The sequence below is a fragment of the Streptomyces erythrochromogenes genome (genome assembly GCF_036170895.1).
Taxonomy (GTDB): domain Bacteria; phylum Actinomycetota; class Actinomycetes; order Streptomycetales; family Streptomycetaceae; genus Streptomyces; species Streptomyces erythrochromogenes.
In genome coordinates this window covers 23,732-43,876 of the sequence record NZ_CP108037.1, presented here as the reverse complement: position 1 = coordinate 43,876, position 20,145 = coordinate 23,732, and the positions used below count along the sequence as shown (strand labels likewise).

Annotated in this window: 20 protein-coding genes and 2 pseudogenes; 10 read left to right on the top strand and 12 right to left on the bottom strand. The window is 70.7% G+C overall.

Annotated elements, in window-relative coordinates; genetic code table 11:
* Positions 1-192: 192 nt before the first annotated feature.
* The 3 genes from OHA91_RS39495 to OHA91_RS39485 form a co-directional block, all read right to left on the bottom strand.
* On the bottom strand, positions 193-876 hold the full coding sequence (locus tag OHA91_RS39495; protein WP_328741338.1) for a response regulator transcription factor: 684 nt from the start codon (positions 874-876) through the stop codon (positions 193-195).
* A 150-nt stretch (positions 877-1,026) separates the two neighbouring features.
* Positions 1,027-1,194: a hypothetical protein gene (locus tag OHA91_RS39490; RefSeq protein WP_328741337.1), complete on the bottom strand. Its 168-nt coding sequence runs from the start codon at positions 1,192-1,194 to the stop codon at positions 1,027-1,029.
* 65 nt (positions 1,195-1,259) lie between these two features.
* Positions 1,260-3,242 (bottom strand): APC family permease, encoded by a 1,983-nt coding sequence (locus tag OHA91_RS39485; protein ID WP_328741335.1) that lies wholly within the window; start codon positions 3,240-3,242, stop codon positions 1,260-1,262.
* A 468-nt stretch (positions 3,243-3,710) separates the two neighbouring features.
* Here OHA91_RS39485 and OHA91_RS39480 point away from each other — a divergent pair.
* Positions 3,711-3,998, top strand: a pseudogene (locus OHA91_RS39480) (HNH endonuclease); the annotation flags it as partial.
* A gap of 56 nt (positions 3,999-4,054) precedes the next feature.
* On the top strand, positions 4,055-4,414 hold the full coding sequence (locus tag OHA91_RS39475) for a hypothetical protein (protein ID WP_328741334.1): 360 nt from the start codon (positions 4,055-4,057) through the stop codon (positions 4,412-4,414).
* A 32-nt stretch (positions 4,415-4,446) separates the two neighbouring features.
* Here the strand turns inward: OHA91_RS39475 and OHA91_RS39470 are convergent, their stop codons facing one another.
* Positions 4,447-4,677 (bottom strand): hypothetical protein, encoded by a 231-nt coding sequence (locus OHA91_RS39470; protein ID WP_328741333.1) that lies wholly within the window; start codon positions 4,675-4,677, stop codon positions 4,447-4,449.
* Between the two features lie 201 nt (positions 4,678-4,878).
* Between OHA91_RS39470 and OHA91_RS39465 the strand changes: the two genes are divergently transcribed.
* Entirely contained in the window at positions 4,879-5,910 is a 1,032-nt protein-coding gene (locus OHA91_RS39465; protein WP_328741332.1) for an ATP synthase F0 subunit B, read from the top strand.
* A 153-nt stretch (positions 5,911-6,063) separates the two neighbouring features.
* Complete coding sequence (locus OHA91_RS39460) at positions 6,064-6,255, top strand: hypothetical protein (RefSeq protein WP_328741331.1); 192 nt, start codon at positions 6,064-6,066, stop codon at positions 6,253-6,255.
* A 56-nt stretch (positions 6,256-6,311) separates the two neighbouring features.
* Here the strand turns inward: OHA91_RS39460 and OHA91_RS39455 are convergent, their stop codons facing one another.
* Together OHA91_RS39455 and OHA91_RS39450 are read right to left on the bottom strand one after the other, a co-directional pair.
* Positions 6,312-6,899: a hypothetical protein gene (locus tag OHA91_RS39455; protein WP_328741329.1), complete on the bottom strand. Its 588-nt coding sequence runs from the start codon at positions 6,897-6,899 to the stop codon at positions 6,312-6,314.
* A gap of 216 nt (positions 6,900-7,115) precedes the next feature.
* Positions 7,116-7,343 (bottom strand): hypothetical protein, encoded by a 228-nt coding sequence (locus OHA91_RS39450; protein WP_328741327.1) that lies wholly within the window; start codon positions 7,341-7,343, stop codon positions 7,116-7,118.
* Between the two features lie 160 nt (positions 7,344-7,503).
* On the opposite strand from OHA91_RS39450, the gene OHA91_RS39445 reads away from it, so the two are divergent.
* On the top strand, positions 7,504-8,856 hold the full coding sequence (locus tag OHA91_RS39445) for a hypothetical protein (protein ID WP_328741325.1): 1,353 nt from the start codon (positions 7,504-7,506) through the stop codon (positions 8,854-8,856).
* Between the two features lie 159 nt (positions 8,857-9,015).
* On the opposite strand, the gene OHA91_RS39440 is transcribed toward OHA91_RS39445, so the two are convergent.
* From OHA91_RS39440 to OHA91_RS39425, 4 genes are all read right to left on the bottom strand, one after another.
* The gene (locus OHA91_RS39440) at positions 9,016-9,186 is read right to left on the bottom strand and encodes a hypothetical protein (protein ID WP_159042588.1); all 171 of its coding nucleotides are present in this window, start codon (positions 9,184-9,186) and stop codon (positions 9,016-9,018) included.
* A gap of 406 nt (positions 9,187-9,592) precedes the next feature.
* Complete coding sequence (locus OHA91_RS39435; protein WP_328741322.1) at positions 9,593-11,254, bottom strand: IclR family transcriptional regulator domain-containing protein; 1,662 nt, start codon at positions 11,252-11,254, stop codon at positions 9,593-9,595.
* A gap of 5 nt (positions 11,255-11,259) precedes the next feature.
* Entirely contained in the window at positions 11,260-11,871 is a 612-nt protein-coding gene (locus OHA91_RS39430) for an RNA polymerase sigma factor (protein WP_328741321.1), read from the bottom strand.
* A gap of 507 nt (positions 11,872-12,378) precedes the next feature.
* Positions 12,379-12,531 (bottom strand): hypothetical protein, encoded by a 153-nt coding sequence (locus tag OHA91_RS39425; protein WP_328741319.1) that lies wholly within the window; start codon positions 12,529-12,531, stop codon positions 12,379-12,381.
* A gap of 159 nt (positions 12,532-12,690) precedes the next feature.
* On the opposite strand from OHA91_RS39425, the gene OHA91_RS39420 reads away from it, so the two are divergent.
* Positions 12,691-14,301: a hypothetical protein gene (locus tag OHA91_RS39420; RefSeq protein ID WP_328741318.1), complete on the top strand. Its 1,611-nt coding sequence runs from the start codon at positions 12,691-12,693 to the stop codon at positions 14,299-14,301.
* 1,101 nt (positions 14,302-15,402) lie between these two features.
* Here OHA91_RS39420 and OHA91_RS40020 read toward each other — a convergent pair.
* A pseudogene (locus tag OHA91_RS40020) lies at positions 15,403-15,462 on the bottom strand (WD40 repeat domain-containing protein); the annotation flags it as partial.
* Positions 15,463-16,160: 698 nt separating this feature from the next.
* Between OHA91_RS40020 and OHA91_RS39410 the strand changes: the two are divergent.
* Complete coding sequence (locus OHA91_RS39410) at positions 16,161-16,388, top strand: hypothetical protein (RefSeq protein WP_328741316.1); 228 nt, start codon at positions 16,161-16,163, stop codon at positions 16,386-16,388.
* A 137-nt stretch (positions 16,389-16,525) separates the two neighbouring features.
* Here the strand turns inward: OHA91_RS39410 and OHA91_RS39405 are convergent, their stop codons facing one another.
* A complete protein-coding gene (locus tag OHA91_RS39405; RefSeq protein WP_328741315.1) occupies positions 16,526-16,729 on the bottom strand; it encodes a hypothetical protein in 204 nt (67 codons plus the stop codon).
* Positions 16,730-17,068: 339 nt separating this feature from the next.
* Here OHA91_RS39405 and OHA91_RS39400 point away from each other — a divergent pair, with 339 nt between their 5' ends.
* The 3 genes from OHA91_RS39400 (at position 17,069) to OHA91_RS39390 (ending at position 20,092) form a co-directional block, all read left to right on the top strand.
* Complete coding sequence (locus OHA91_RS39400) at positions 17,069-18,214, top strand: serine/arginine repetitive matrix protein 1 (RefSeq protein WP_328741314.1); 1,146 nt, start codon at positions 17,069-17,071, stop codon at positions 18,212-18,214.
* Complete coding sequence (locus OHA91_RS39395; RefSeq protein ID WP_328741313.1) at positions 18,211-19,281, top strand: site-specific integrase; 1,071 nt, start codon at positions 18,211-18,213, stop codon at positions 19,279-19,281. The genes OHA91_RS39400 and OHA91_RS39395 overlap by 4 nt, the downstream gene beginning before the upstream one ends.
* Before the next feature lie 628 nt (positions 19,282-19,909).
* The gene (locus OHA91_RS39390) at positions 19,910-20,092 is read left to right on the top strand and encodes a hypothetical protein (protein ID WP_328741311.1); all 183 of its coding nucleotides are present in this window, start codon (positions 19,910-19,912) and stop codon (positions 20,090-20,092) included.
* Positions 20,093-20,145: the final 53 nt, after the last annotated feature.

Genomic DNA, 20,145 nt, shown 5'->3' with positions numbered 1-20,145 from the left:
CCGGGTGGGGCCGACGGCGCTTGCGCGGCTGGTGGCGACGGTTGCGGATGCCGCCGAGCTTGCGGTGCTGCCCGGTGACGGTGCGACCGCGCGGGCCGAACTGCACGCGGCGGCCGAGGACGGACGTCCGGTCGGGCCTGGCCTCGCCATGAGCGGGCCCTGCGGACGGTGATGCTGAGGTACGGCGAGCGGTCAGGGTTCGAAGCGGTATCCCATGCCCGGCTGGGTGAGCAGGTGCCGCGGGTGGGAGGGGTTTGGCTCCAGCTTGCGCCGGAGCTTGGCCATGTAGACCCGCAGGTAGGTGGTGTTGTCGGCGTATGCCGGCCCCCAGACCTCCAGCAGCAGCTGGCGCCGGCTGACCGGGGCGCCGGTGTGGTGGACGAGGACCTCCAACAGGTGCCACTCGGTGGGGGTCAGCCGGACTTCGCCCTGCTCTCGCCGGACCGTCTTCTCGGCAAGGTCGATGGTGAAGTCTTCGGTGATGACCAGCATGGGCCGGTCCGCGGGGCCGGAGGTCGTCTCCCGGCGGGTAGCAGCACGAAGGCGGGCGAGCAGCTCATCCATGCTGAACGGTTTCGCCACGTAGTCGTTCGCCCCCGCGTCCAGGGCCCGGGCTCTCTCCTGCGAGGTGCGCCGCGCGGACAGGACCAGGATGGGAACTGTGCTCCAGGCGCGGATGCTCCTGATTACCTCGACGCCGTCTATGTCCGGCAGACCGAGGTCCAGCAGGATTGCGTCGGGCGGGCATGCGGCGGCGAGTTCCAGCGCGTCGGTTCCAGTGACGGCTTCGAGGGCCTGGAACTTGCGGGCTTGGAGGTTGATCCTGAGCGCGCGGACGAGTTGAGGGTCGCTTTCCACCACGAGCACCCGCGTCATGGGCGGCAGCCTTCCTTTGGCGGCGGGCAGGGGATCCCCAGTCATGGTCGGGTGCTGCTGCGGTCATCAACATGGCGACCAGGCACCCACGGTCTGAAGGCCCGTGGCAGCCGCGTCGGGTGCGAGGCCGTGGGGCAGTTGTTCAGCGGCCTACGGTCGGTAGATCAGCTCCGTCACGAACGCCACGATCATGGTCCACACGCCGATGCCGAGCAGCCACCACCACTCGGCGGCTGCGCCCGCCACGATCATGGCGATCGCGCCGAGTGTGAGGATGGTGATCCTGAGCCGCATGCGGCGGTCCGGCGTGGGGGTCATGGTCTGGCATGCCTTTCGGTCTCCAGCCGCGGCACCTCGCGAGTGGCGGCCTACGGCTGGGGTCGTCAGCCTCCGACGTGGATGCCGGGGCGGCGTGCGGGGTCGGGTTCGTGGCTGCGGATGATCTCGCGGGTGACCGGGGCGGTGTCGCCGCGTCCCAGGAGGAAGTAGCGGACCATGTGCACGAGCGGGCTGCCCTCGGCCCAGGCGAAGTGGCAGTGCGGCTGGACGCCGGTGGCGTTCCGCAGGGCCAGCAGGACGGCGGCGATGGCGTTGGGTGCGGCGGGTGCGGCCGCGCGCAGGATCCGGTGGCTGCCGACCTCGGCTCCGTGGACGGTGAGGGTGTCGCTGAAGTCGGAGGGGTCGACCACGTCGATCTCGAGGAAGATGACGTCGGCGCGGCCGGGGACCGGGTTGACGCCGCGCTGTTCGCGTTCCTTGTCGCGGTACTCGGCGACGTCGCCGGCCTGGCGGCGGTTGGCGATGATGTTGATCGCGTTGTCGTGGGCGAGGGTGTCGTCGATGAACCGGCGGGCGTCGGCGTCGAAGACGATGCGGTCGGCGCGCAGTTCGGTGGTGCGCGAGACGCGGGAGATCAGCGACACGACGATGATGCCGGCGATGAAGAACGCGGAGATGACGATGCCGTCGGGCTTGTCGACGATGTTGGCGATCAGGGCGTAGAGCAGGACGGCGGTGAGCAGGGCGAAGCCGACGGTCGCGGTCCGGCGGCGACGGCGCGCGACGGAGACGGTGACGGCGAAGGCGCCGGAGACCATCATGGCGAGGATGCCGGTGGCGTAGGCGCCGGCCTGCTCGTCGACGTCGGCGTCGAAGGCGATCGTGATGAGGATGCACAGGAGCGTGTAGACGATCACGACCGGCCGGACGGCGCGCCCCCACTCGGGAGCCATTCCGTAGTCCGGCAGATAGCGGGGGACGATGTTGACCAGGCCCGCCATGGCGGAGGCCCCGGCGAACCACAGGATCAGGATGGTGCTGATGTCGTAGACGGTGCCGAACGCCTCTCCGACCTGCTCGTGGGCCAGCCACGCCAGTGCACGGCCGTTCGCGGCGCCACCCGGTTCGAACAGCTCGTGAGGGATGAGGAGGGTGGTGACGAAACTCGCGGACAGCAGGTAGACGCTCATGATGAGCGCGGCGGTGGTCAGCAGCCTTCGGGTATTGCGGATCCGCGAGCGCAGCCGCTGTTCGGCATCGGCGCCCTCGGCGGCGACGAGCGGCATCATGCTCACGCCGGTCTCGAAGCCCGACAGGCCCAGCACCAGCAGGGGGAAGGCGAGCAGCGCCGGGCCCATGAGGTCGCCGAAGCCACCTCCGCCTGCCGCTAGGGCATCGGTCCACGCGGACCAGGCCCCGGGGGTGGTGAACACGTGGACCAGCCCGACGCCGATGACGACCGCGTTCAGCACGAGGAAGACGGCCACCAGGGGGATGGCCACGCTGACCGCCTCGCTGAACCCCAGCAGGAACACCCCGCCCAGGACGAGGAGCAGCGCCACCGTCAGGGCGACCTCGTGGCCGTGCAAAACTTCTGGGAAGAAGGGGTTCTCCACCACGTGGACGGAGGCGTCGGCGGTGGACAGGGTGATGGTGATGATCCACGAGGTGGCGACGAAGCCGAGCAGGACGAGGACGAACAGCTTGCCCCACCAGAACGGCAGCAGGTCCTCCAGCATCGCCACCGACCCGGCGCCGTGCGGGCTCTCCTTCGCCACCCGCCGGTACATCGGCAGCATGCCCAGCAGCGTCAGTGCCACGATCAGCAGCGTCGCCAGCGGAGAGACCGCCCCTGCGGCGAGAGCGGCGATGGCGGGTACGTAGGCCAGGCTGGAGAAGTAGTCGACACCGGTCAGGCACATCACCTTCCACCACGGGTGCGGCTTGGCATGGCCCTCGTCGGCCGCCGGTCCCACCGGCTGCACCTGGTGCCGCAGCATCCACCGCCCGAGCCCGCCCGACGGCTGGGGCCGAGGGGCAGGGCTGTCCACCACCTCGGGCATACCCGTGTGATCCGCGTCCCTCATATCGCCCATCAACCTCTCCGGCCTGCTCACACCACACACGGCCACCAGCGCGGGGGCCTCAGCGATCATCGAGTATGGGCCCGCCGCCGACGCGAAACCCGCACCGAACGGACGAGTCCCCTCACCCGCCCTGCCCTTGTGCCCTGCGAACCATCCACCATCTCGCCCGCCCTACCGGCCTGAACAGGCCGCGTAGTAAGGGGAAAAGCCCCGTTCAGCGCGCCGCCGTGATCCCCGGGCCCTGCCTGCCCGGTGGCAACCGCAGAGCCTTATGCAGCCTCCTGCGCCGCGAAATCCATACGGATCCCTAACGCCGCTCTAGGGCGCGCAGAACCCCTTCCCCAGCCTGTCGCCGGCCCTCTCGCGGATCGATAGGAACGGGGGCACAGCCCCCTGCGCACCACCTACCACAGCACCGCGAATCACACGCACAGGAACACCGCTCGATCCGAATGACGCTCCCCGCCAGCTGGGGCATCGGCGTGGACGGCGGCGCGGCGGGAGGCGTACGCGAACGACCAGGTCCAGCTCGCCTCGCTGGTTGCGGTGACGGCGCGTTCGAACCGGTCGAAGGCCGATCAGGACCCGGCGGAGTGGCTGCCGCCGTCGGCGGATGCGCTGTGCCGGTACGGCGCGGAGTGGACCGCGACGAAGCTCCGCTGGGGGCTCGCGGTCGACGAGATGGAGCGGGACCGGCTGCTGGACATCGCGGCCGGCTGCGGCGGCACCGACGTGGAGTTCACCCCCGCCCCGTAGGGGCGGTAGAGCCCGGGCCGAGGCGTGTTGTCGGTGGTGGCGGTGACCATGGGGAGATGAGCGCCGGTACCACGCCCGCCGGCCCGCACACGGGGACCGCCGGGCTGTGTGAGCAGATCCGGGGCGCCCTCGCAGGGTGGGCGCCCCGGCTGCGCGGCGTGCACATCCACCAGACGGCGTCCGGCCCGGCCGAGCTGGCACGGCTGCTCGCCGCGGTCGCGGAGGCCGCCGAGGTCACGGTGCTCCCCGGTGACGGAGCGGCCGCCCGGGCCGAACTGCACGCGGCCGCCGAGCGGGCGTCCGCAGCGGCTGGCGAGCGGCGGGGGCCGGATGTACGGGCGGGCCTGGTCGCCGTGCGGGCGGGGTGCCGGCGTGCGGCTGTCGCGGTCGGCGAGCGCGTTGCCGTCGGCTTCTGAGCGAGGGCTTGCGCGGAGGCCGTCGACCGGGTTCATCGGCGGGCGCGCCAGGTGCCGTAGAGGGCGGCGACGGCGCTGATGACGCCGGCGAAGCCGGCTTCGCCGACGGTGAGGTAGATGCCGGCGCAGGTGGCGAGCAGCGCGACCAGGACCACGGCGTCGGGGACGCGCCGCTCCCCGGCAGCCGGGTCGCGGGTGGCCGGCGGCTGGGCGGGATCGGGGTCGGGGTTGGGTGTCTGCGGTGTGGTTCCGGTGTTTGTCATGACTCCAGGAGAGCGCCCTGGGCCCCTGCTTCCCAGTGATCCGTACGGGCCCGCCCAGACCCGGATGACCTTGTGCTTCGGTCGTCGGGAAGCGGGCTGTTCCCGGACGGGGAGGAGCGGCCGGAAGCGTTCGGCGCAATCCGCATACATACGGCTTCACCGCCCTCTAGCGTGGCTTTTCCGCACAGGCAGGGGGGTTTGATGGCAACCGAAGCACCCGGGGCCGAGCCGCAGGACCGCGAGGCGATCGACGCCTACGAGGCCGCGCTGCACGCCTTCGCAGAGAAGCTGAACCTCGTCCACATATCCGGCGGCACCCCCTCCTACGCCACAGTCGCCGCCGCGTCGGTGCGGCCGCGCCTGACCACGACCGGCCTGAACGAAATGCTCACCGGCAAGCGCCTGCCAACCCTCGAGGCTCTCCTGGAATACCTCCGGGTCGTCACCACCCCCAGCGGCCTGGACAAGCCTGCCGCCGCGAAGTTCCGCGCCGACGCCGCCCTCATCCAGGAGTGGCGCGGGCACTGGCAGGACGCCAAGCTGCTCCAGCGCCGGGCCCAGGCCGCGACCAGAAAGGTGCGGGCCGCAGCCCGCCAGGCCCACGACGACGTCGTCCGCGACGCCGAGGCCCTGCGCACGGAAGCGCACACGGAAGCCGAACGGATCCGTACGAGCGCGCACGCCGATGCCGAGGACATCCGCGCGCAGGCCCGCCGCGACGCCGACGAGCTCCTCGACCAGGCACGCGAGACGAAGGGCGCCACGACGCTTGACACATCCGAACCCCGGCTTACCGGCAGCAGAGTTGTACGCGTCGGCTTGCCGCCGGGCCTGGGGAGGGTGCCCGGGTTACGCCCCGCGGGCGTGGTGCTGGCGGTCGCCGTCGTGGCGGTGGCCACGATTCTGGTGGGCGACTCCTTCACCGGGACACCCGGCGACTGCCGGGAGGGCCGCACCCAGGCCGCCGAGCTAAACGCCGACGCCGTCGCGTCCAACGACCACGGGAACGTCCGGCCGGTGGCGTTCGCCGCCGAGCCGGCCGCCTTCATCACTCTTCCCGCCGGGCATCCGCTCCTCCGCGGCTTCCCGACACCGTCCACCTCCTCAACGACGGAGGGCTCGCCGACGTCGGACACCTCACCGACACCACAGGCGTCGCCGACGCCGAGCCCGTCCACCACCCCGACACCCGCGCCGAGCCAGTCGGCCCGCTGCAAGAACAGCAGCGGCTGACACACCTCACCACTGAAGCACCAGCGGGCACCGAGCCATCCGCCCCGTCGGCCCCCCCCACACGGGCGTCATCGTGCGGGCGAGGTCCTGTGAGGCACCAAGGTCGGCTGCTGACCGGGTGACTCCTGATTGCGGCCGGGCGTTGGTGTCTGCATGGACGAGATGTTGGACGTGCTCCTCGACGGGGTGACCGAGCCGCGCCTGAAGCTGCTCAGCGGGGACGAGGCCCGGGCCATGATGGTGCTCCTCGGGGTGTTGGAAGACGACACGCAGTCCGAGGAGATCCGCTACGCAGCCGGCGAGATGCGTTTCCGCCTCGGCTCCCGACTGGCCCTACCTGTATAGACCGGCGCCTCTGCGGCCGGGGCTGTACCGGAGGCGACGGGCGGTGGTGGTGTGGATCAGGGGTGGAGGTAGCTGTTGAGGTAGGTGCGGGCCGCGGTCTCGCTGGTGCCGAGCCCGGTCGCGATCTCCTCGATCGGTACCTGCTGGGCGGCGAGTTCGTAGGCCGCGTCCTGGCCGACCTCGGCGATGACGTGCCGCAGGTCCGCGAGCGCCTTCAATGCCACCAGCGGTTCCTCGGCGGCGAGGCTGCCGAGCCGGCCGACGAGCTCGGTGAGGATCCCGGTGAGCTCTGCGGGGAGTTGCACCGCGGCGTCCCGGATTACCGACAGGTGGGCGCTGTAGTCCGCGATCGGCCCGGAGAGGTCGATGTCTGCCTCGTACAGCGGCTTGTCCGCGGGCAGGGTGGTCCAGTCGAGCGGGTACTCGGCCATCCCGCGCCACCCGCACGTGCAGCTGCCCCGCAGGGTGGCGGCGCGGGGGCGGCTGAACCGGCCGTCGTAGGCGTGCCACTCCTTCGTCGACGGCATGTGCGCGCCGCTGCCCACGTCGTAGTAGACGGGGCCGGGCTCGGTGCCGTCGGCGAGCAGCACCCCCACCGACCCCTCGTGTGCGGCCTTCAGCGTGTTGAGGACCCTGTCCACCACGATCACCTGCTTCCGGCAGTGTGGTCGGCCGTCCGCCGGCCGAACCGCGACGTCCAGGCTGCCCTGCGCGGCCCGGCCGCGTACGGGAATCCCCGAAGGGATGACCGCTGCGCTCGGGTCCAGCCGCTCCTCCGGGCCGCCGCAGGTCTGTCCGGTCGGGCCGGTGCGGGACCGTCCCCGCACCAAGGCCCCCGCCCGGGGGCGGGGCGGCGGTGGCTAGCGCTCGGATGCGGGCGGCCCCTCGGGTGGAGTCTGCCGGGACTCTTCGCCCCTCGGACGGTGGTGCCAGGCCGCGTAGAGGCCCGCGAGCGCGGAGGCGTAGCCGGCGAGGGCCTCGGGGGAGACACGGCCGACGAGGATGAGGACGACGCCGGTGGCCAGGATCGCCAGGAACACGGCGAGATCTACGGGAAAGCGGCCACGCGGGGTACGACTGCTCGGCACGATGGTTCTCCTCAGGACTTGGAAGGTCGCAGGGCACCACCCGCCGTACGTGCCGCTGGAGCGGCAGCGCGGCGGGATGTGGTTCGAGCGTCCCGGCGCGGCAGCCGCTGCGCCAAGGGCAACGATCTTCTTTCCGTAGCTGTCAACTGGGAGAACGGCCATGACGGGTGTTGCCGAGGAGGGAACCGGCGGCGAAACAGCCGACGGCGCGGAAACCCGGCCGGCCCGCCGACCGCTCAACCCCTTGAAGCCCGAGGTCTTCAAGAACCGACCGCACAAGCTGGCGCTCGTCGAGCACCTGAGGTCCCTGATCGAGGCCGCGGACCTGGCCAGTAAGCACGTCGCACCAGGTGTGGTCCTGAGCCCTTCGGCCCTGTCGAAGAACCTGTCGGGGGACCGGCTTCCCAGCCGTTCCACGGTCGAGGCGATCATCCAGCTCTGCAGGGCGAGCGAGGAGGTCCGGGCCCTGTCGCTGCGCCTGCACACCGCGGCTCTTGGGGAGGTGCACCCGCGGTTCGCCGAGCGCCTGGTGATGGCGGACGCCTACGAGGAGACCGTCCTCCTCCATGACCGTGTCCAGGCCCGGCTGGAGGACGCGCTCGGCGAGCACCGCCGGCAGCGGACCGACTACGACGACCTCCTGGTCCGGCACGAGACGACGAGCCTGGCCCTCGCCACGGCTGAGGACGCGGTCCGCACGCAACGACAGGACCACCGACGCGAGACCGCCCGCCTGAGTGCCCTGGTCGAAGAGGAGCAGGACGCCCGGCGGCGCGACCGAACCGCCTTCGACGTCCAGCTCGACCAGGCACGCGCCGAACACGAGCAGCAGCTCCAAGCCCGGCAAGAGGAGGAAGCGCGCCTCCGCGAGGAGCTGCGCACGCAGGAGAGCAGGATCCAGTCCCTCCGCGGCCTGTTGGAGGATTCGGCCGCCGAGGCGACTTCCCTGCGCCTGGAACGCGACCGGCTCAGCATGGACTCCGCCCGGCTGCGCGAGGACCTGGTGGGCCTTCAGGTGGAACTCGCGGCAGCCGAAGCCGGCCAGGACACTCACGTCGAGGACGGGATGCTCGCCCCGGCGCTGCTGACCGTCGGCCAGGTCCTCGACCGCCACCCCGCCCCGCAGGACAACGGCGAAAACGCTGGCCAGCCGCAAGTTGCCCAGGGCGCAACCCAGCTCGACAGCGGCATCAGCAAACCGGCCTCGCCGACGGCCGCGGCCCAGCCGGAGCCGGATCCGACGGACAGCCCCGACGGGCTGAAGCGCGCCTTCGCGGCCACCGCCGCACTCGGCCTGCTGCTCCTGCTGGCCGGGCTGTTCATGCACCCCGGCGGCCCGACATCGCACACCCGCCCGACAGCCGGGGTAGCGTGGTGTCTCGGCGCCGGAGTCTCCCTGCTCGCGATCGGGATCATCCTTCTGGCAGCGCGCGGCGTGCAGAGCGCCCCCACTGTCGATCCGGACGACGACGACACGTTCCACTACACGTGCGGCTTTCCTCCCCTGATGTAAGCGGCCCCGGTTCTTCATCCTGGTGGCCGGTCTGGCCGGGGGCGCGACTGGCTGGCCGTGTACCTGGTAGGTCCGGAGGAGGGCCCTGCACGGTCGGGTCCAGCCGCTGCTCCGGGCCGCCGAAGCACGCCTGGGGAGTTGAGGCCCGCCGGGGAGCGGCTACAGGAGGCCGAGCTTCTCCTCGATGTACTTCACCGTTGCGGAGACGCCGAGGAAGGTGGCACCGGCCGAGCCAATCGCGACGAGCTCGCTCGCGCCGAGGTGTCGCGTGAGCATGAAGGCGAGGAGCGCGCCGAGCGTCCCGGAGAGGACGGCGATGAGGATCGCCATGACCTTGACGGTCTTCGACGGGTTCGGGGCAGGAGCGCCCCCTTCCTGTGGGCCGGCTGGAGTGGGGGGAGGCGGGGTGGTCGGCGGTGGGGTGGTCAGGGACACGCTGTACCTCGCAGGGGTGTTCGTTGGGAGTGGATCTGGTGGGTGAGCAGGCGCGGCTCTTGTGGGTTCCGGGCGTCCGGAGGGCACGCTGACGGTCCCGTGCGCGCGGGCGTGGAGAGGCTGCTCGGGCATGACGCCGCAGCTCGGCGCTTGGAGCGGCGGTTGCCGGGTGCGTCGAAGCGGGCTGCTGGGCGGCACTGTGCTCTGCCGTCGCCTCGGCAGAGGCCGGCCGTGGCGGCGGTGTGCTGGGGGTGGGCGGGCACTGGAGAAAGGGGTGCCCGCCCACCCCCGGCCTGCCGCTTTAGCGGCGGGCTGGGAGGCGGACCTGCGCGCCGACTCCTTCCAGAGGCGCGTGGCCCGGCAGGGACAGGGGAGGGCGGCTGCTGGCCTGTTCGGCGAGCAGCAGGGACACAAGGAGTCCGGCGGAGTGGGCCCGCAGGACTCGTGCGGCCTGCCGGAGGCGGTGTTCCTCGCCGGAGGGCAGGGACAGGGCCACGCAGGTGGCCTTGCCGGGGGTGCCGACGGAGTAGGCGACGCACACGTTGCGCCGGGAGTACTCGCGGTAGTCGTACTGCGCGGCGTGGGGGCCGCCGCCGTCGAGGGCGTCGAACAGCTCGCGGGAGGTGGTGATGGTGTGGTCGGTGAGCTTGATCTGCTGGTGTCGGGTCAGGTGGTCCATCCGCCCTTCGAAGGTGAGCTGGGACAGCAGTGCCTTGCCATTGGCGCTGGCGTGCGCGGTGTCGCGGAAGTCCACCCACTGCTGCACCCCGGGTGCCAGCGGCCCTTCGGAGTAGTGCGGCACGACGACTTGCCCGCCGGCATAGGCGCTGATGTAGATCGCCGCCCGGGTCAGGTCGCGCAGCCGGTCCAGGGACTGCTGGACGAACCGTTCTGGCGGGTCGCCGCGGCGGGCCATGGCCAGGACGGGGCCGGGGAAGTGGACGCCGGAGACGGTGGTGACCAACTGCTGGCTGCGCAGCAGCCCCAGCAGTAAGTCGAGCGCGGCTGCCGACAGCTGCGCCCGGCGCCGGAGCGTCCGGCTGGCGATGCCCTGCGCCTCGATGTGGAGTAGCAGGTCCAGCGCACGGACGGCGGCCTTCCACTGCTGCGCGGTGTCGGCGGGCACGAGACAGCTCCTGGACATCTCCGTCAGCGCCGCCGGCCGCAGCACTCCCACCGCCCAGGCCCCGTCGCCCCCGTCGCGCGCTTCCGCCTCCCGGTGCGTGGGCGGCGTGGCAGCGTCCGGCCTGCCCAGTTCTGCCGAGTCGGGCTGCGCGATCGGCGCCTGGGCGGCCGCCGTGCGGGCGGTGCTGCTTGCCGGGACCGGCCTGAGTCGGGCCGGGCCCCTGGGCACACGCCGCGGGCCGGGCTGCTCGACGCGGGTCTGGGGCAGCAGGACGAGCCGCGGACCGTCCGCCCGGCTCGGACTCCCGCCCGCACCGCCGGGGTTCTCGTCGCCGTGGCCGGTGTGCAGGACGAGCGGCTTGCCCAACCCGATCCGGACTTCGTCGAAAAACTCCGGGTCCTGCATCGTCCACGTGCCGCTGATCCTGCGCCCGACCGTCCCGGCCAGCAGCCGCTCGGCATCCACGTGCCCGTGTCGGGCCGCCTCCGCGACCAGGAACCGCACATCGTCCACCGCTCCGCCGGCGCGCCCGGTCAGCGCGGCCATGCGGAACATCGCCCCGGGGTGCCCGGCTTCGGCCGCCGAGCCCAGCCAGTTCGCCGCCCGCAGCAGGTCGCCGCGGACGAGAGCCTTCGAGCCGACCCGGTACATCGAGTTGGCGTGCTCTCGTTCCTCCTGGCTCAGCCCGTACGAGCCGTCCAGCGGCCCGAAGTCACCGTCGGGCCGATCCCAGACGTCCTTTGGCCCGGCGAGTTGGTCCAGCAGGTCCGCGAGCCCGGCCGGGACCACCGGATCCGGGCCCTGGGCCCCGCCGGAGGGGCCTTCGTACCTGCTCACATCCGTCACCTGTCCTTCTCCCCGCTGCTCTTCTTCGTTTTGCGGTACTCGTCCCGAATATGCCCAGCGAGCTTGCCCCTTAGATGCGTGACGGCCTTGTTCCGCAGGTTGTGAAGCCGCTCCACCGATATCTCCATCAGGAGCGCGATCTCGCGATCGCTCAGCCCGCGGCTCTGCAGCTCCACCACCCGCCGGCGCTGGCTGTCGCGCATGCTCCGAATCTGCGGGATCACGACCTCCTGCAGAACCTCGCGGTCCTCCTGCGCCAGCGTCCGCCGCGCAGGGAGCACGTCCAGCGCGTCCCCGCCCATCAGTACGCTGTGCCGCCGCAACCGCTTCTGCCGGCGGTACTTGTCCACCGCCAGGTTGCGCGCGGCCTTGTGCAGGTACGCCATCACGTCCGTGTCCGCGTCCAGCTTCCCCTCCGCGGCGGCACGGCCCACCTTCAGATACGCCTCCTGCGCCACGTCCTGACACGTCGCCAGCGGCAGCGTCCGAAATTCCCGACGCAGCTCGTAGGGCTCCGTCTCCATGAACGACGCGTATGCCTCGTACAGCCGCTGCGCGACGTCCACGGCCAGCACCACCACCTCCTCCGAGGCCTGCTCGCCTACCACGGGCCCCGCTCCCCGCCCGGACCGGTGCCGGCCGCACCCGGCACCACCGCGATGGCCGCGGCCGTGCCCGCACCGAGAGTGCGGGCCGAGACGGTGTCGCCACCCAGATCCTCAGCGGCATCCGCCCCAGGGGACTTTCGGCGACCGGCCCCTCGCCGGCTCGGACGCATCACCCTGCCCAGCGCGGGCACCGCGCTCACGACGGCCGGGGCATACCCGGTCGACTCCGACAGCGTCATCTCGTGGATCTCCATGATCTGTGGGACACGAGGACGCGGACCCCGCGTCCTCGCCCCCCAGACGACGCGCACCCCCCACTTCTCCCCCCGGGCCCCTCACGTTCACCCGGGAGAGTGGCAACCCCGCAGCAGCGCCTGGTTGGGCGGCCGTGGACCGTCTTCTCCCGTCGGGCCCGATGGGACGTGGCAGTCGAACCGCCGCCCGGAACGCTCGAAGGCGTCCCCGGGCGGCGTGACGTCGCGGACTCAGCAGGCGGGGGTGCTCCGGTTACGAGCGGGGCTGGTCAGTTCCGTCGTTCCGGTTGCGGGCCTTGCTCCGGATCTTCTTGGCTAGGTATCCGGTCCCGGCGACGAGGACCGCGGCGACGACGTCGCCGAGGAGGTCGTGGCCGAGGAATGCGTACAGCGTGGACAGGCTCATGGCGTTCTCCCCTGGTGGCAGAGCCGGTTGCGGTGAGGAGAGATTCACCGCACCGGGACTGTCCAGGGGGTGAGGAGAAGGCGTTGTGCCTGGTGGGAGGGGGTTCGGGCGTGGTCAACGGATGGTCAGGGTTGGACGGCAGGGTGGGAGAGGGGCGCGGTGTCCCCGCAACGTGAGATCGACGAGGAGACGGCGGCCGGCCGGCTCGCCCTGTACGTGGTGGCGTTGACCCGGGGTACAACGGTGCGGGACCTGGCCGACCGGTTCGGCAGGAGCAGCTCCAGCTGGGGCAACTACCTCAACGGCGCGCAGCTCATCCCCAAGCCCCTGCTCGGGAAGCTGGTGGAGGCCTTCACCTCACCCGGCACCAGCCGCAGCGCCGCTTCGGTCCAGGCGCTCGAGCTGTGGAACGCGGCCGCCGCCGAACGCCACACCGGCCGGACACCGGGCGGCGGTGAGCTGGTGCGCCAGCACCAGCGGCGCGACGACGCACTCCAGCAGGTCATCAAATACCAGGCGCTCGCGGCGAACGCGGAGAAGCACCTCGCCGAGCTGCGGCCCATGCTCGCCTACACCCAGAGCCGGCTGGAGAACGCCGAGCTCCAGCTGAAGCTCGGCGGAGAACGCGAGCAGGCCCGGGTGGAACGACAGCTCGGCCAGGCCAAGGAACGCCTCAGCCGGGTCCACGTCCAGCAGGAAGGGGCCCGCACCCGCCGGATGACGGCGGAGGAGCAGCAGGAGTTCTGGATGGCCGAAGCCCTGGTCGCGCAGGAGGAGATCAGCCGGCTGGAACGCGAGGCCCAGGACCTCGTGGTCGTCGCCCCCGGCTCCCTCGAACCAGTCCGCACCGAGACCGCCGAGGCGGTGGACGACTCCGGCTTCGAAGCGCGCCTGGAGCACATCACCGCCGAAGGCCTGCACGACGAGGCACTCATCGAGGAAGACCTCCAGCCCACCCCCACGAGCCCCGACGACGCCGCACCACAGCAACTCCCTGTCGCCGAGAACCCTGTCCAATCCCTGTCCAACACCGAGCAGGCCGTCTCGCAGACCACGGAGCACCCCACCGGCCGCGACGAGGCCGCCCCAGCTGTCCCCGACTCCCCTGAAACCGTCCAACTCGTGTCCAAAATGGTGTTGGACAAGCCTCTCACCAGCACTGACGCGGAGCGGACGGCCGCGGACTTTCCGACGCGAGCACCACAGTCGCCTGCCCTGCGATCGGTTCCTGGAGACGCAGCCGTGGACGCAGCACGTGCGGCCCCGGCGACCCGGAACCTGTGGTGGGGCACCCGGGCGGCCCTCTGGCTCGGGCTGGTGGAAGTGGTGGACTCGGCGGCGCCCACCACAGCCGCTCGTGAGGCCACGAGCCGCAGCTCGCAGCCGAAGGGCGCGGGTACCAACGGTGTCACCCGGACACGCGTCGGCACCCTGAGCCGGCCCCCTTCATGGCTGGTCGGCACCGCAGAATCTCGCGCGGAGGTGCTGCTCGCTCTCCGGCTGAGCGGGGGCCTGGCCGTGGTGGCACTCGCCTTCTGGACGTACTTGATCGGCCAGGACGTAGCAGCCAGACGAGACAGCGGAGCAGGGTGGGCCGACCCGGTTGTGGCCATCGCGTTCTGCCTCGCACCGATGTACGGGGGGCTGAGGTTGATGAAGGTCCCGGCCAAACCAGCAGCCATCGTGGCTGCTGTCATCTACCTGACCTGGTCGGTTCTGCTGCTCTTCGACCTGTTCCCCTGGACCGCGCCCCACTTCGGTACCAAGTAGAGGTTGCTGCTGCGGCCGCTGTCCCGCGGAAGCGGACGATGGAGCGCGGGCGTTCCCAACGGGCTCTACCGCGCGTGCGCAGGCGGCCGCTGGCCTCCATCCCGCCCCGCCGCCCAGCAGCGTCCTCCCCCGGTTCCGGAGCCTGGTGTCGCGGCGCGTCGGGCCGCAAGGTCAGGGCCGCCGCGTTTCGGTTCAGGGCGTGCGGACGACGGCGCCGGAGACGAACCACTGAACCAGCGTCGCAGCAAGGTGGACTCCGGCCCGGGCCGCTTCCAGGGTCTCGGGCACGGTCTGGCTCTGGGCTCCGTGCCGGGAGGTCTGCCCCTCCCACAGCGCCCGCATCATCGCTTCCGTCGGCGCGATCGGGGCGCCGCCGCCAGCAGGGACGAACAGGGCCGTGGCGAACTTGTGCCGGGCGTTCCTGATCTCGCCCAGCATGGTGCCGAGGGTCGCCTTGTCGTTGTTGGGCTGGATGATGGAGTGCGCGGCCGCCTCGACCGCCTTGATGGACTCGCCGTAGGCCCTCACAGGATCTGGACTACGCCCGTGCGCCGCCTGCCACGCACTTGCCAGGTGGTTGGCGGCCGACCTGGCGGCGGGAACTGGTGCCGCGCTCGTGATCGTCTGGCGGACGGCGTCGCGGACGGTAGGGGTGACGCGTTGTTCCAGACCGTCCCCTGCCTCGGCCACGCGGTAGGCCGACCCTGCCGCGTCCAGGATGTCCGTCAGCAGGCGGATGTCATCCTGATCGGATACTCCGCGCTCGGCCTTGTAGGCGAGTACCGCATCGACCACGTCGAGCAGCTGGGTGCCGACGGTTGTGGTCAAGGCGCGGTGGTACTTCGATCCGCCCCGGTTCTTTTCATCAACCTTGGCGACTAGGCGTAGCCGAAGGCAGATGGTGCGTTCTGCCCGGTCCTCATCGAGGTGGTCGACCAGACTTTCGGAGTCCAGTGCGTACGCCACCCACTCCTGCAGCGGCAGTTGGAGATGCTCCGGCACACCGTCGAAGGGACCATCGCGATCGGAGGTGGGGACTGCCTGGCCGTGGCCGATGGTGAGAGGGGCGCCGATGGATCGGCGGGTGACCGGGTCCCAGAACCGGACCGTGCCGTCCTCGCTGGTGGTGGCGAGATAACTGCCGTCCGGGGAGAACGCCACGGCGTGAGCGCGGAGAGCGGGTTCGGTGAGCGGGTCGCCGGTTACTGCCTCAACAGCCGGTGTAGGCGCGGAAGGAGCCAGTGGTACCTCGCCCTCCGCGATCTCGACGCCCGAGCTAGTCGGTGGTTCTGCGGCCTTCCGGCGGCGTGCCTGCTTCGCAGTGGCGATACCCGTCCACCGGTCATACCACTCGTCTAGCACGGGCTCCCCGTACGCCGGCGGATCGCACTCCCTGCCGAACCTGTCCCACGACAGCAGAGTCCGCACAAGCCAGATCAGCTTGTCCTGGCTCAGATAGCCCCCGCCGAAAGCGGTGCTCTGCGTAGCGGGCGGCAAGGACACCTTCTCGTCAGCGAACAGCTTCTTCGCGCGGGCTTCGATCACCCTCAGCGACGGGTTGCCTCGCTGTGCCTTCAGCCGTGTCAGGCACTGCGCCTGCTCCTGCAACAGCTCCTCGTATGTGCCCACGCCGCCCCTGCCCGCTCCGCTCTGCAACCCCACCGCTCGTCGGAAGCCACGCTAGACGCCCGGGGCGGGACAAGACTGAACTTCCCGGAACATGCCCGAACAGCGTTGAGCGAGTAGAGGCCGTTCGGTCGCGTGCAGCAGCTGTACGGCGATGCTGGTTCGCTGATCAGGATTCTCCGGGGTTGTTCGATATGCCCAGGTCAAAGCCCTTGGGGTTGCACAGTCGATACATGACCGCATCACAGAACCCACAGCCCGCCGCCCCGTCACTGCACGAATCTGGCGCCCAGCCGTTCCTGTCCCTGCACACCACCGTCGTGCTGCTCACCGCCCTGATGATCGGCCTCGTCATCGGCGGCCTAACCTTCCTCACCGGCACCTCCGTTGCCGCCGCCGTCATCGCCGGACTGACTGGAGCCGGAGCCAGCACCCCGGTTCTCCGTAGCCTCATCCGATAAGGGTGACCGGCTTGCGGCGGGGACGCTTCGCGCTGCTGCTGGCGTCGTTGTTGTCGAAGCGCTGACCGTGCCGGTGCCGGGGTGCCGGTCGGCTCATGTCGGTGGCGGCAGCGAGTCGTGCCAGGCGGGTGGCCGGGCTATTGCGCGTCGTGTCCCTCCGGAGGCGTGACCGGGCCGGCGAGGTCGGTGTCGGCTTGCCGCTCTCCCGTTGGTTCGCTGCGGCTGGAATTCCGGGACCGGCGCACGGTCCAGCTGCCAGCCGTGATGGCGAGGGCGGCGCTGAGGCTGCCGAGGAATTCGGGGAGGGTGGCGCGCAGGAGGGCGACAATCTCGGCGTACATGGGCAGTCCGGCGCGCAAGGAGCCGGACCCGCGCCGTACTCCTCGTACGCGTGTCGTATCCGGATGTTCGGCACTCCGCCTCCGGCTCGCCAGGCGGGGTGAGGTCGCTGGTCCGGCGTGTTCCGTTCCAGGGCAATGCGTGCCTTCCCGCGCCGTGTAGGGCGGCGTGAGTTCTCCCATTCTCGGGCCGCCGAGTGAGTCCGTGCCCTCGGTTCGGCTTTTCCTCCGCATTGATAGCGAATGATCCAGAAACCTGCTCCGGAGGGGTATCGCGTCGGATAAGCTCTCCTTATCCGACGCGACAACAGGGATGAAACGGGCGTCGGTTGGTTCGGGGGGGTGGCTGCACTGACGAACGATTACGAACTGCTGCGCATGGCCGCGACGGCGGTCTGGGGCGTCCCGGGCCGGCGGAGGGAGCGGGCGGCGCCCGGGCCGCGGACCTCGGCCCCGCCGCAGCTCGACTTCCCGCCGGTCCGCAACGGGCTCGACTACCTGGCCAGCGTCGTCGAGCACCTGGACGAGACCGAGTCCGAGGTGACGCCCCGGGGCGTGAAGTACGCCGTCCTCCACCTCCAGGCCGCGGTCGAGATCCTGTTCAAGGCCCGCCTGCTCGCCGAGCACTGGACCCTCGTCTTCACCCACCCCGGCGACGCCACCCGCAAGGAGCTGGACGAGGCCACGCTCAAGAGCGTCACGCCCGACCAGGCCGTCGCCCGGCTGCGGAACATCGTTGGCGTCCCCATCTCCGACAAGGAGGGGAAGGCGCTCAAGAAGCTGACTGAGGACCGCAACAAGCTCCAGCACTTCGGCCTGACCCAGAACGCCTTTGCGGTCGAGGCGCGTGCTGGCGAGGTGCTCGACTTCCTCATCCGCTTCGTCGACACCCAGCTGATGCCCTACCTCGGCCCCGAGGAGCAACAAGAGACGAAGCGCAGCCTCGGGAGCCTCCGCGAGGGGCTGGGTAACATCAACTCCTACGTTGAGAAGCGGATGAACCGGATCGGCGGCGAGCTGCGCGACGAACGCCTTGAGAACATCACCGTCGAGTGCCCCGCCTGCGAAAAGGTGACGCTGGTCCTGGACGAGGCTCCTCCGACCCTGCCGGCCGCCCAGGGAGTCTTCTCCACCTGCCGATTCTGCTCCGGCGTCTTCGGCCTCGATGTCCTCCTCGACCGCTGGGTCCCTGCGTCTTGGGACAGGCACGGCAAGCCGTCGGATGCCAACGTCTGCCCCCGGTGCGACCAGGAGACGCTCGGTACCGACGTTCGGGTGCGCAGCGAACCGGAGCCCGTCTACTTCTGCTTCGCCTGCCCACGCATCATCGAGGAGGTCGCACCCTGTGAGGGCTGCGGGCGACAGATCGACGTCTCGGGCGTGGGTGCCTCGCCATGGTGCAGGTCGTGCGAAGACTCGTGGGAGCCCGAGGACGAGCCGCAGTACGAGGGCCCCGAGGACTCCGGGTTCAGCGAGGAGTCCGGATGACCACGGAGATCGAGCTCCCGACTCCCGCCCCGACCGAACGACAGGCCCTCATCGAGCGGTGGGCCGAACGCCACGGCGTTGATGCCGCCCGCCGCCTGGCCGAGGCCGAGGACCTGGCCGACGCGGTCGCCGCCGAGATCACCCCGGACAACACCGTTGACACCTACGCCAAGAGCTGGAGGGTGTGGACCCGGTTCTGCGCCGCCACCGGCCTGCCGGAGCGGGAGGGATCCCGCGGCGCGCTGGTCGCCTTCGTGGCCTGGATGCTGCGCGAGGGCCGACAGAACGGGACCGGCTACGCCCCGAACTCCGCCGACACCCACCTCGCCGCCGTCGTCATCGGCCTGCGCCAGCGCGGCGCCGCCGTCAGCGGCGACGACCAGGCCGCCGCCCGCAAGGCCCTGGCCGGACTGGAGGTCAAACTCCTGCAGGCCGGCCAGCGGCGCGGCCGCGGCCAGGCCGTCGGCGCCGACATTGACGGGCTGTACGCCGTCGCCCGCTCTTGCCCCGACACCCTCACCGGCGACCGCGACAAGGCGCTCGTCCTCACCGGCTTCCACTACGCCTCCCGCGCCCAGGACCCCGCCGGCCTCCAGAGCGGCGACATCACCCTGCACCCGCGCGGCCTCATCGTCGCCGTGCTCACCGGCAAGACCAAGCACTCCGTCCGCAACGCCAAGATCGGCTACGCCCAGGACCCGGAGATCTGCCCGGTCCGCGCCTACACCGCCTACCGCGAGCGCCTGGTCGCCGAGCACGGCACGCGCTGGACCGACCCCTCCACCCCCGCCTTCGTCGGCATCGACCAGCACGGCCACATCACCGGCGGCCTGGTCCCCGACTCCGTCACCCGCGCCGTCAAGCGCATCTCCACCCGGGCCGGCGTGCCGATCTCCTGGACCGGCCACTCTCTGCGCATCGGACTCGCCTCCACCGGCCGCCGGAAGGGCAAGGACACCATCGCCATCGCCGACCAGGGCGGCTGGGCCCGCCACTCCCGCTCCATGCTCGGCTACATGCAGCGCGACGACGGCTGGGACGACAACGCCTCCGCTGGCCTGACCTGACTCGATTGCTGCACGCTGGCCCGGTGGACGATGTCTCCCGAGCTGGCTGGCGTGTGCTGGGTGCCCCCCTTCACCACCGCCTGGCGGGCTCAACCCTTGCCGAGGGAACTCCGCCACCGCGTGAGTCCGGTGCCCGGACATGGGCCCGACGCAGGCAGCTGGTTGCGGACGAGACCGGGCCGGGCGTGCGGAGTAGGTCCCGCGTGCCGTCCACTGTCCCCTGCACCACGTGGGCGGAAGCTTCTGACGCCAGGGCTCAAGCAGCGTAGGCATAGCAAATACCACAGACCAGGCGTGCGCGTGGCGAAATAAGGGAATCCAGCGTCGAACATCATCCGAGCAATCCGCGAATTGCTGCGATTTAGCCGGATTAGCACCCGAAAAATGGGTGCAAAAGAGGGCGCATCGGACCTCGGTGGCGGCGCTACGCTCAGCGTGAGCCCCCCGGTATTCCAGGTGTTGCGAGCACCTGGCGAGGGGCCACGCCTCTACTGGAAAACGAAGGAATCAGATGAAGCCCCTCGTTCGTCCCTGGGTTCGTCGGCGTCTCCGCCGCTTTCCCCAGGTCATCAACCCTACGGGTCTACTCCGGAAGATTGGTGGCCAGCGTGACCAGCGCAACAGGGAGATGAACCGGTTCACAGCGGTGAAGACCAGTTTCGTTGCGCATCCGCATGACCCGATCATCGTGATCCGGGGTTGCGCGTGCGCGCTGGGCTGGTCGTCGCCGCAGTTGTGGATTCCGGCTCTGACCTCGTCTTTTGCTTCGCTGACTGCGGTCCTGCTGCCGTCAGCGCTGGGATTCAGCTGATGTAGTCCGGCCGGGCGTATCCGATTTGGGCACGCCCGGTCTCCCGTTTTTTC

Excerpts from the sequence above, each read along its gene's own strand:
- OHA91_RS39495 (WP_328741338.1), bottom strand. The coding sequence starts at position 876 with ATGACGCGGGTGCTCGTGGTGGAAAGCGACCCTCAACTCGTCCGCGCG.
- OHA91_RS39490 (WP_328741337.1), bottom strand. The coding sequence starts at position 1,194 with ATGACCCCCACGCCGGACCGCCGCATGCGGCTCAGGATCACCATCCTC.
- OHA91_RS39485 (WP_328741335.1), bottom strand. The coding sequence starts at position 3,242 with ATGAGGGACGCGGATCACACGGGTATGCCCGAGGTGGTGGACAGCCCT.
- OHA91_RS39475 (WP_328741334.1), top strand. The coding sequence starts at position 4,055 with ATGAGCGCCGGTACCACGCCCGCCGGCCCGCACACGGGGACCGCCGGG.
- OHA91_RS39470 (WP_328741333.1), bottom strand. The coding sequence starts at position 4,677 with ATGACAAACACCGGAACCACACCGCAGACACCCAACCCCGACCCCGAT.
- OHA91_RS39465 (WP_328741332.1), top strand. The coding sequence starts at position 4,879 with ATGGCAACCGAAGCACCCGGGGCCGAGCCGCAGGACCGCGAGGCGATC.
- OHA91_RS39460 (WP_328741331.1), top strand. The coding sequence starts at position 6,064 with ATGGACGAGATGTTGGACGTGCTCCTCGACGGGGTGACCGAGCCGCGC.
- OHA91_RS39445 (WP_328741325.1), top strand. The coding sequence starts at position 7,504 with ATGACGGGTGTTGCCGAGGAGGGAACCGGCGGCGAAACAGCCGACGGC.
- OHA91_RS39440 (WP_159042588.1), bottom strand. The coding sequence starts at position 9,186 with ATGGCGATCCTCATCGCCGTCCTCTCCGGGACGCTCGGCGCGCTCCTC.
- OHA91_RS39425 (WP_328741319.1), bottom strand. The coding sequence starts at position 12,531 with ATGAGCCTGTCCACGCTGTACGCATTCCTCGGCCACGACCTCCTCGGC.
- OHA91_RS39410 (WP_328741316.1), top strand. The coding sequence starts at position 16,161 with ATGACCGCATCACAGAACCCACAGCCCGCCGCCCCGTCACTGCACGAA.
- OHA91_RS39405 (WP_328741315.1), bottom strand. The coding sequence starts at position 16,729 with ATGTACGCCGAGATTGTCGCCCTCCTGCGCGCCACCCTCCCCGAATTC.
- OHA91_RS39395 (WP_328741313.1), top strand. The coding sequence starts at position 18,211 with ATGACCACGGAGATCGAGCTCCCGACTCCCGCCCCGACCGAACGACAG.
- OHA91_RS39390 (WP_328741311.1), top strand. The coding sequence starts at position 19,910 with ATGAACCGGTTCACAGCGGTGAAGACCAGTTTCGTTGCGCATCCGCAT.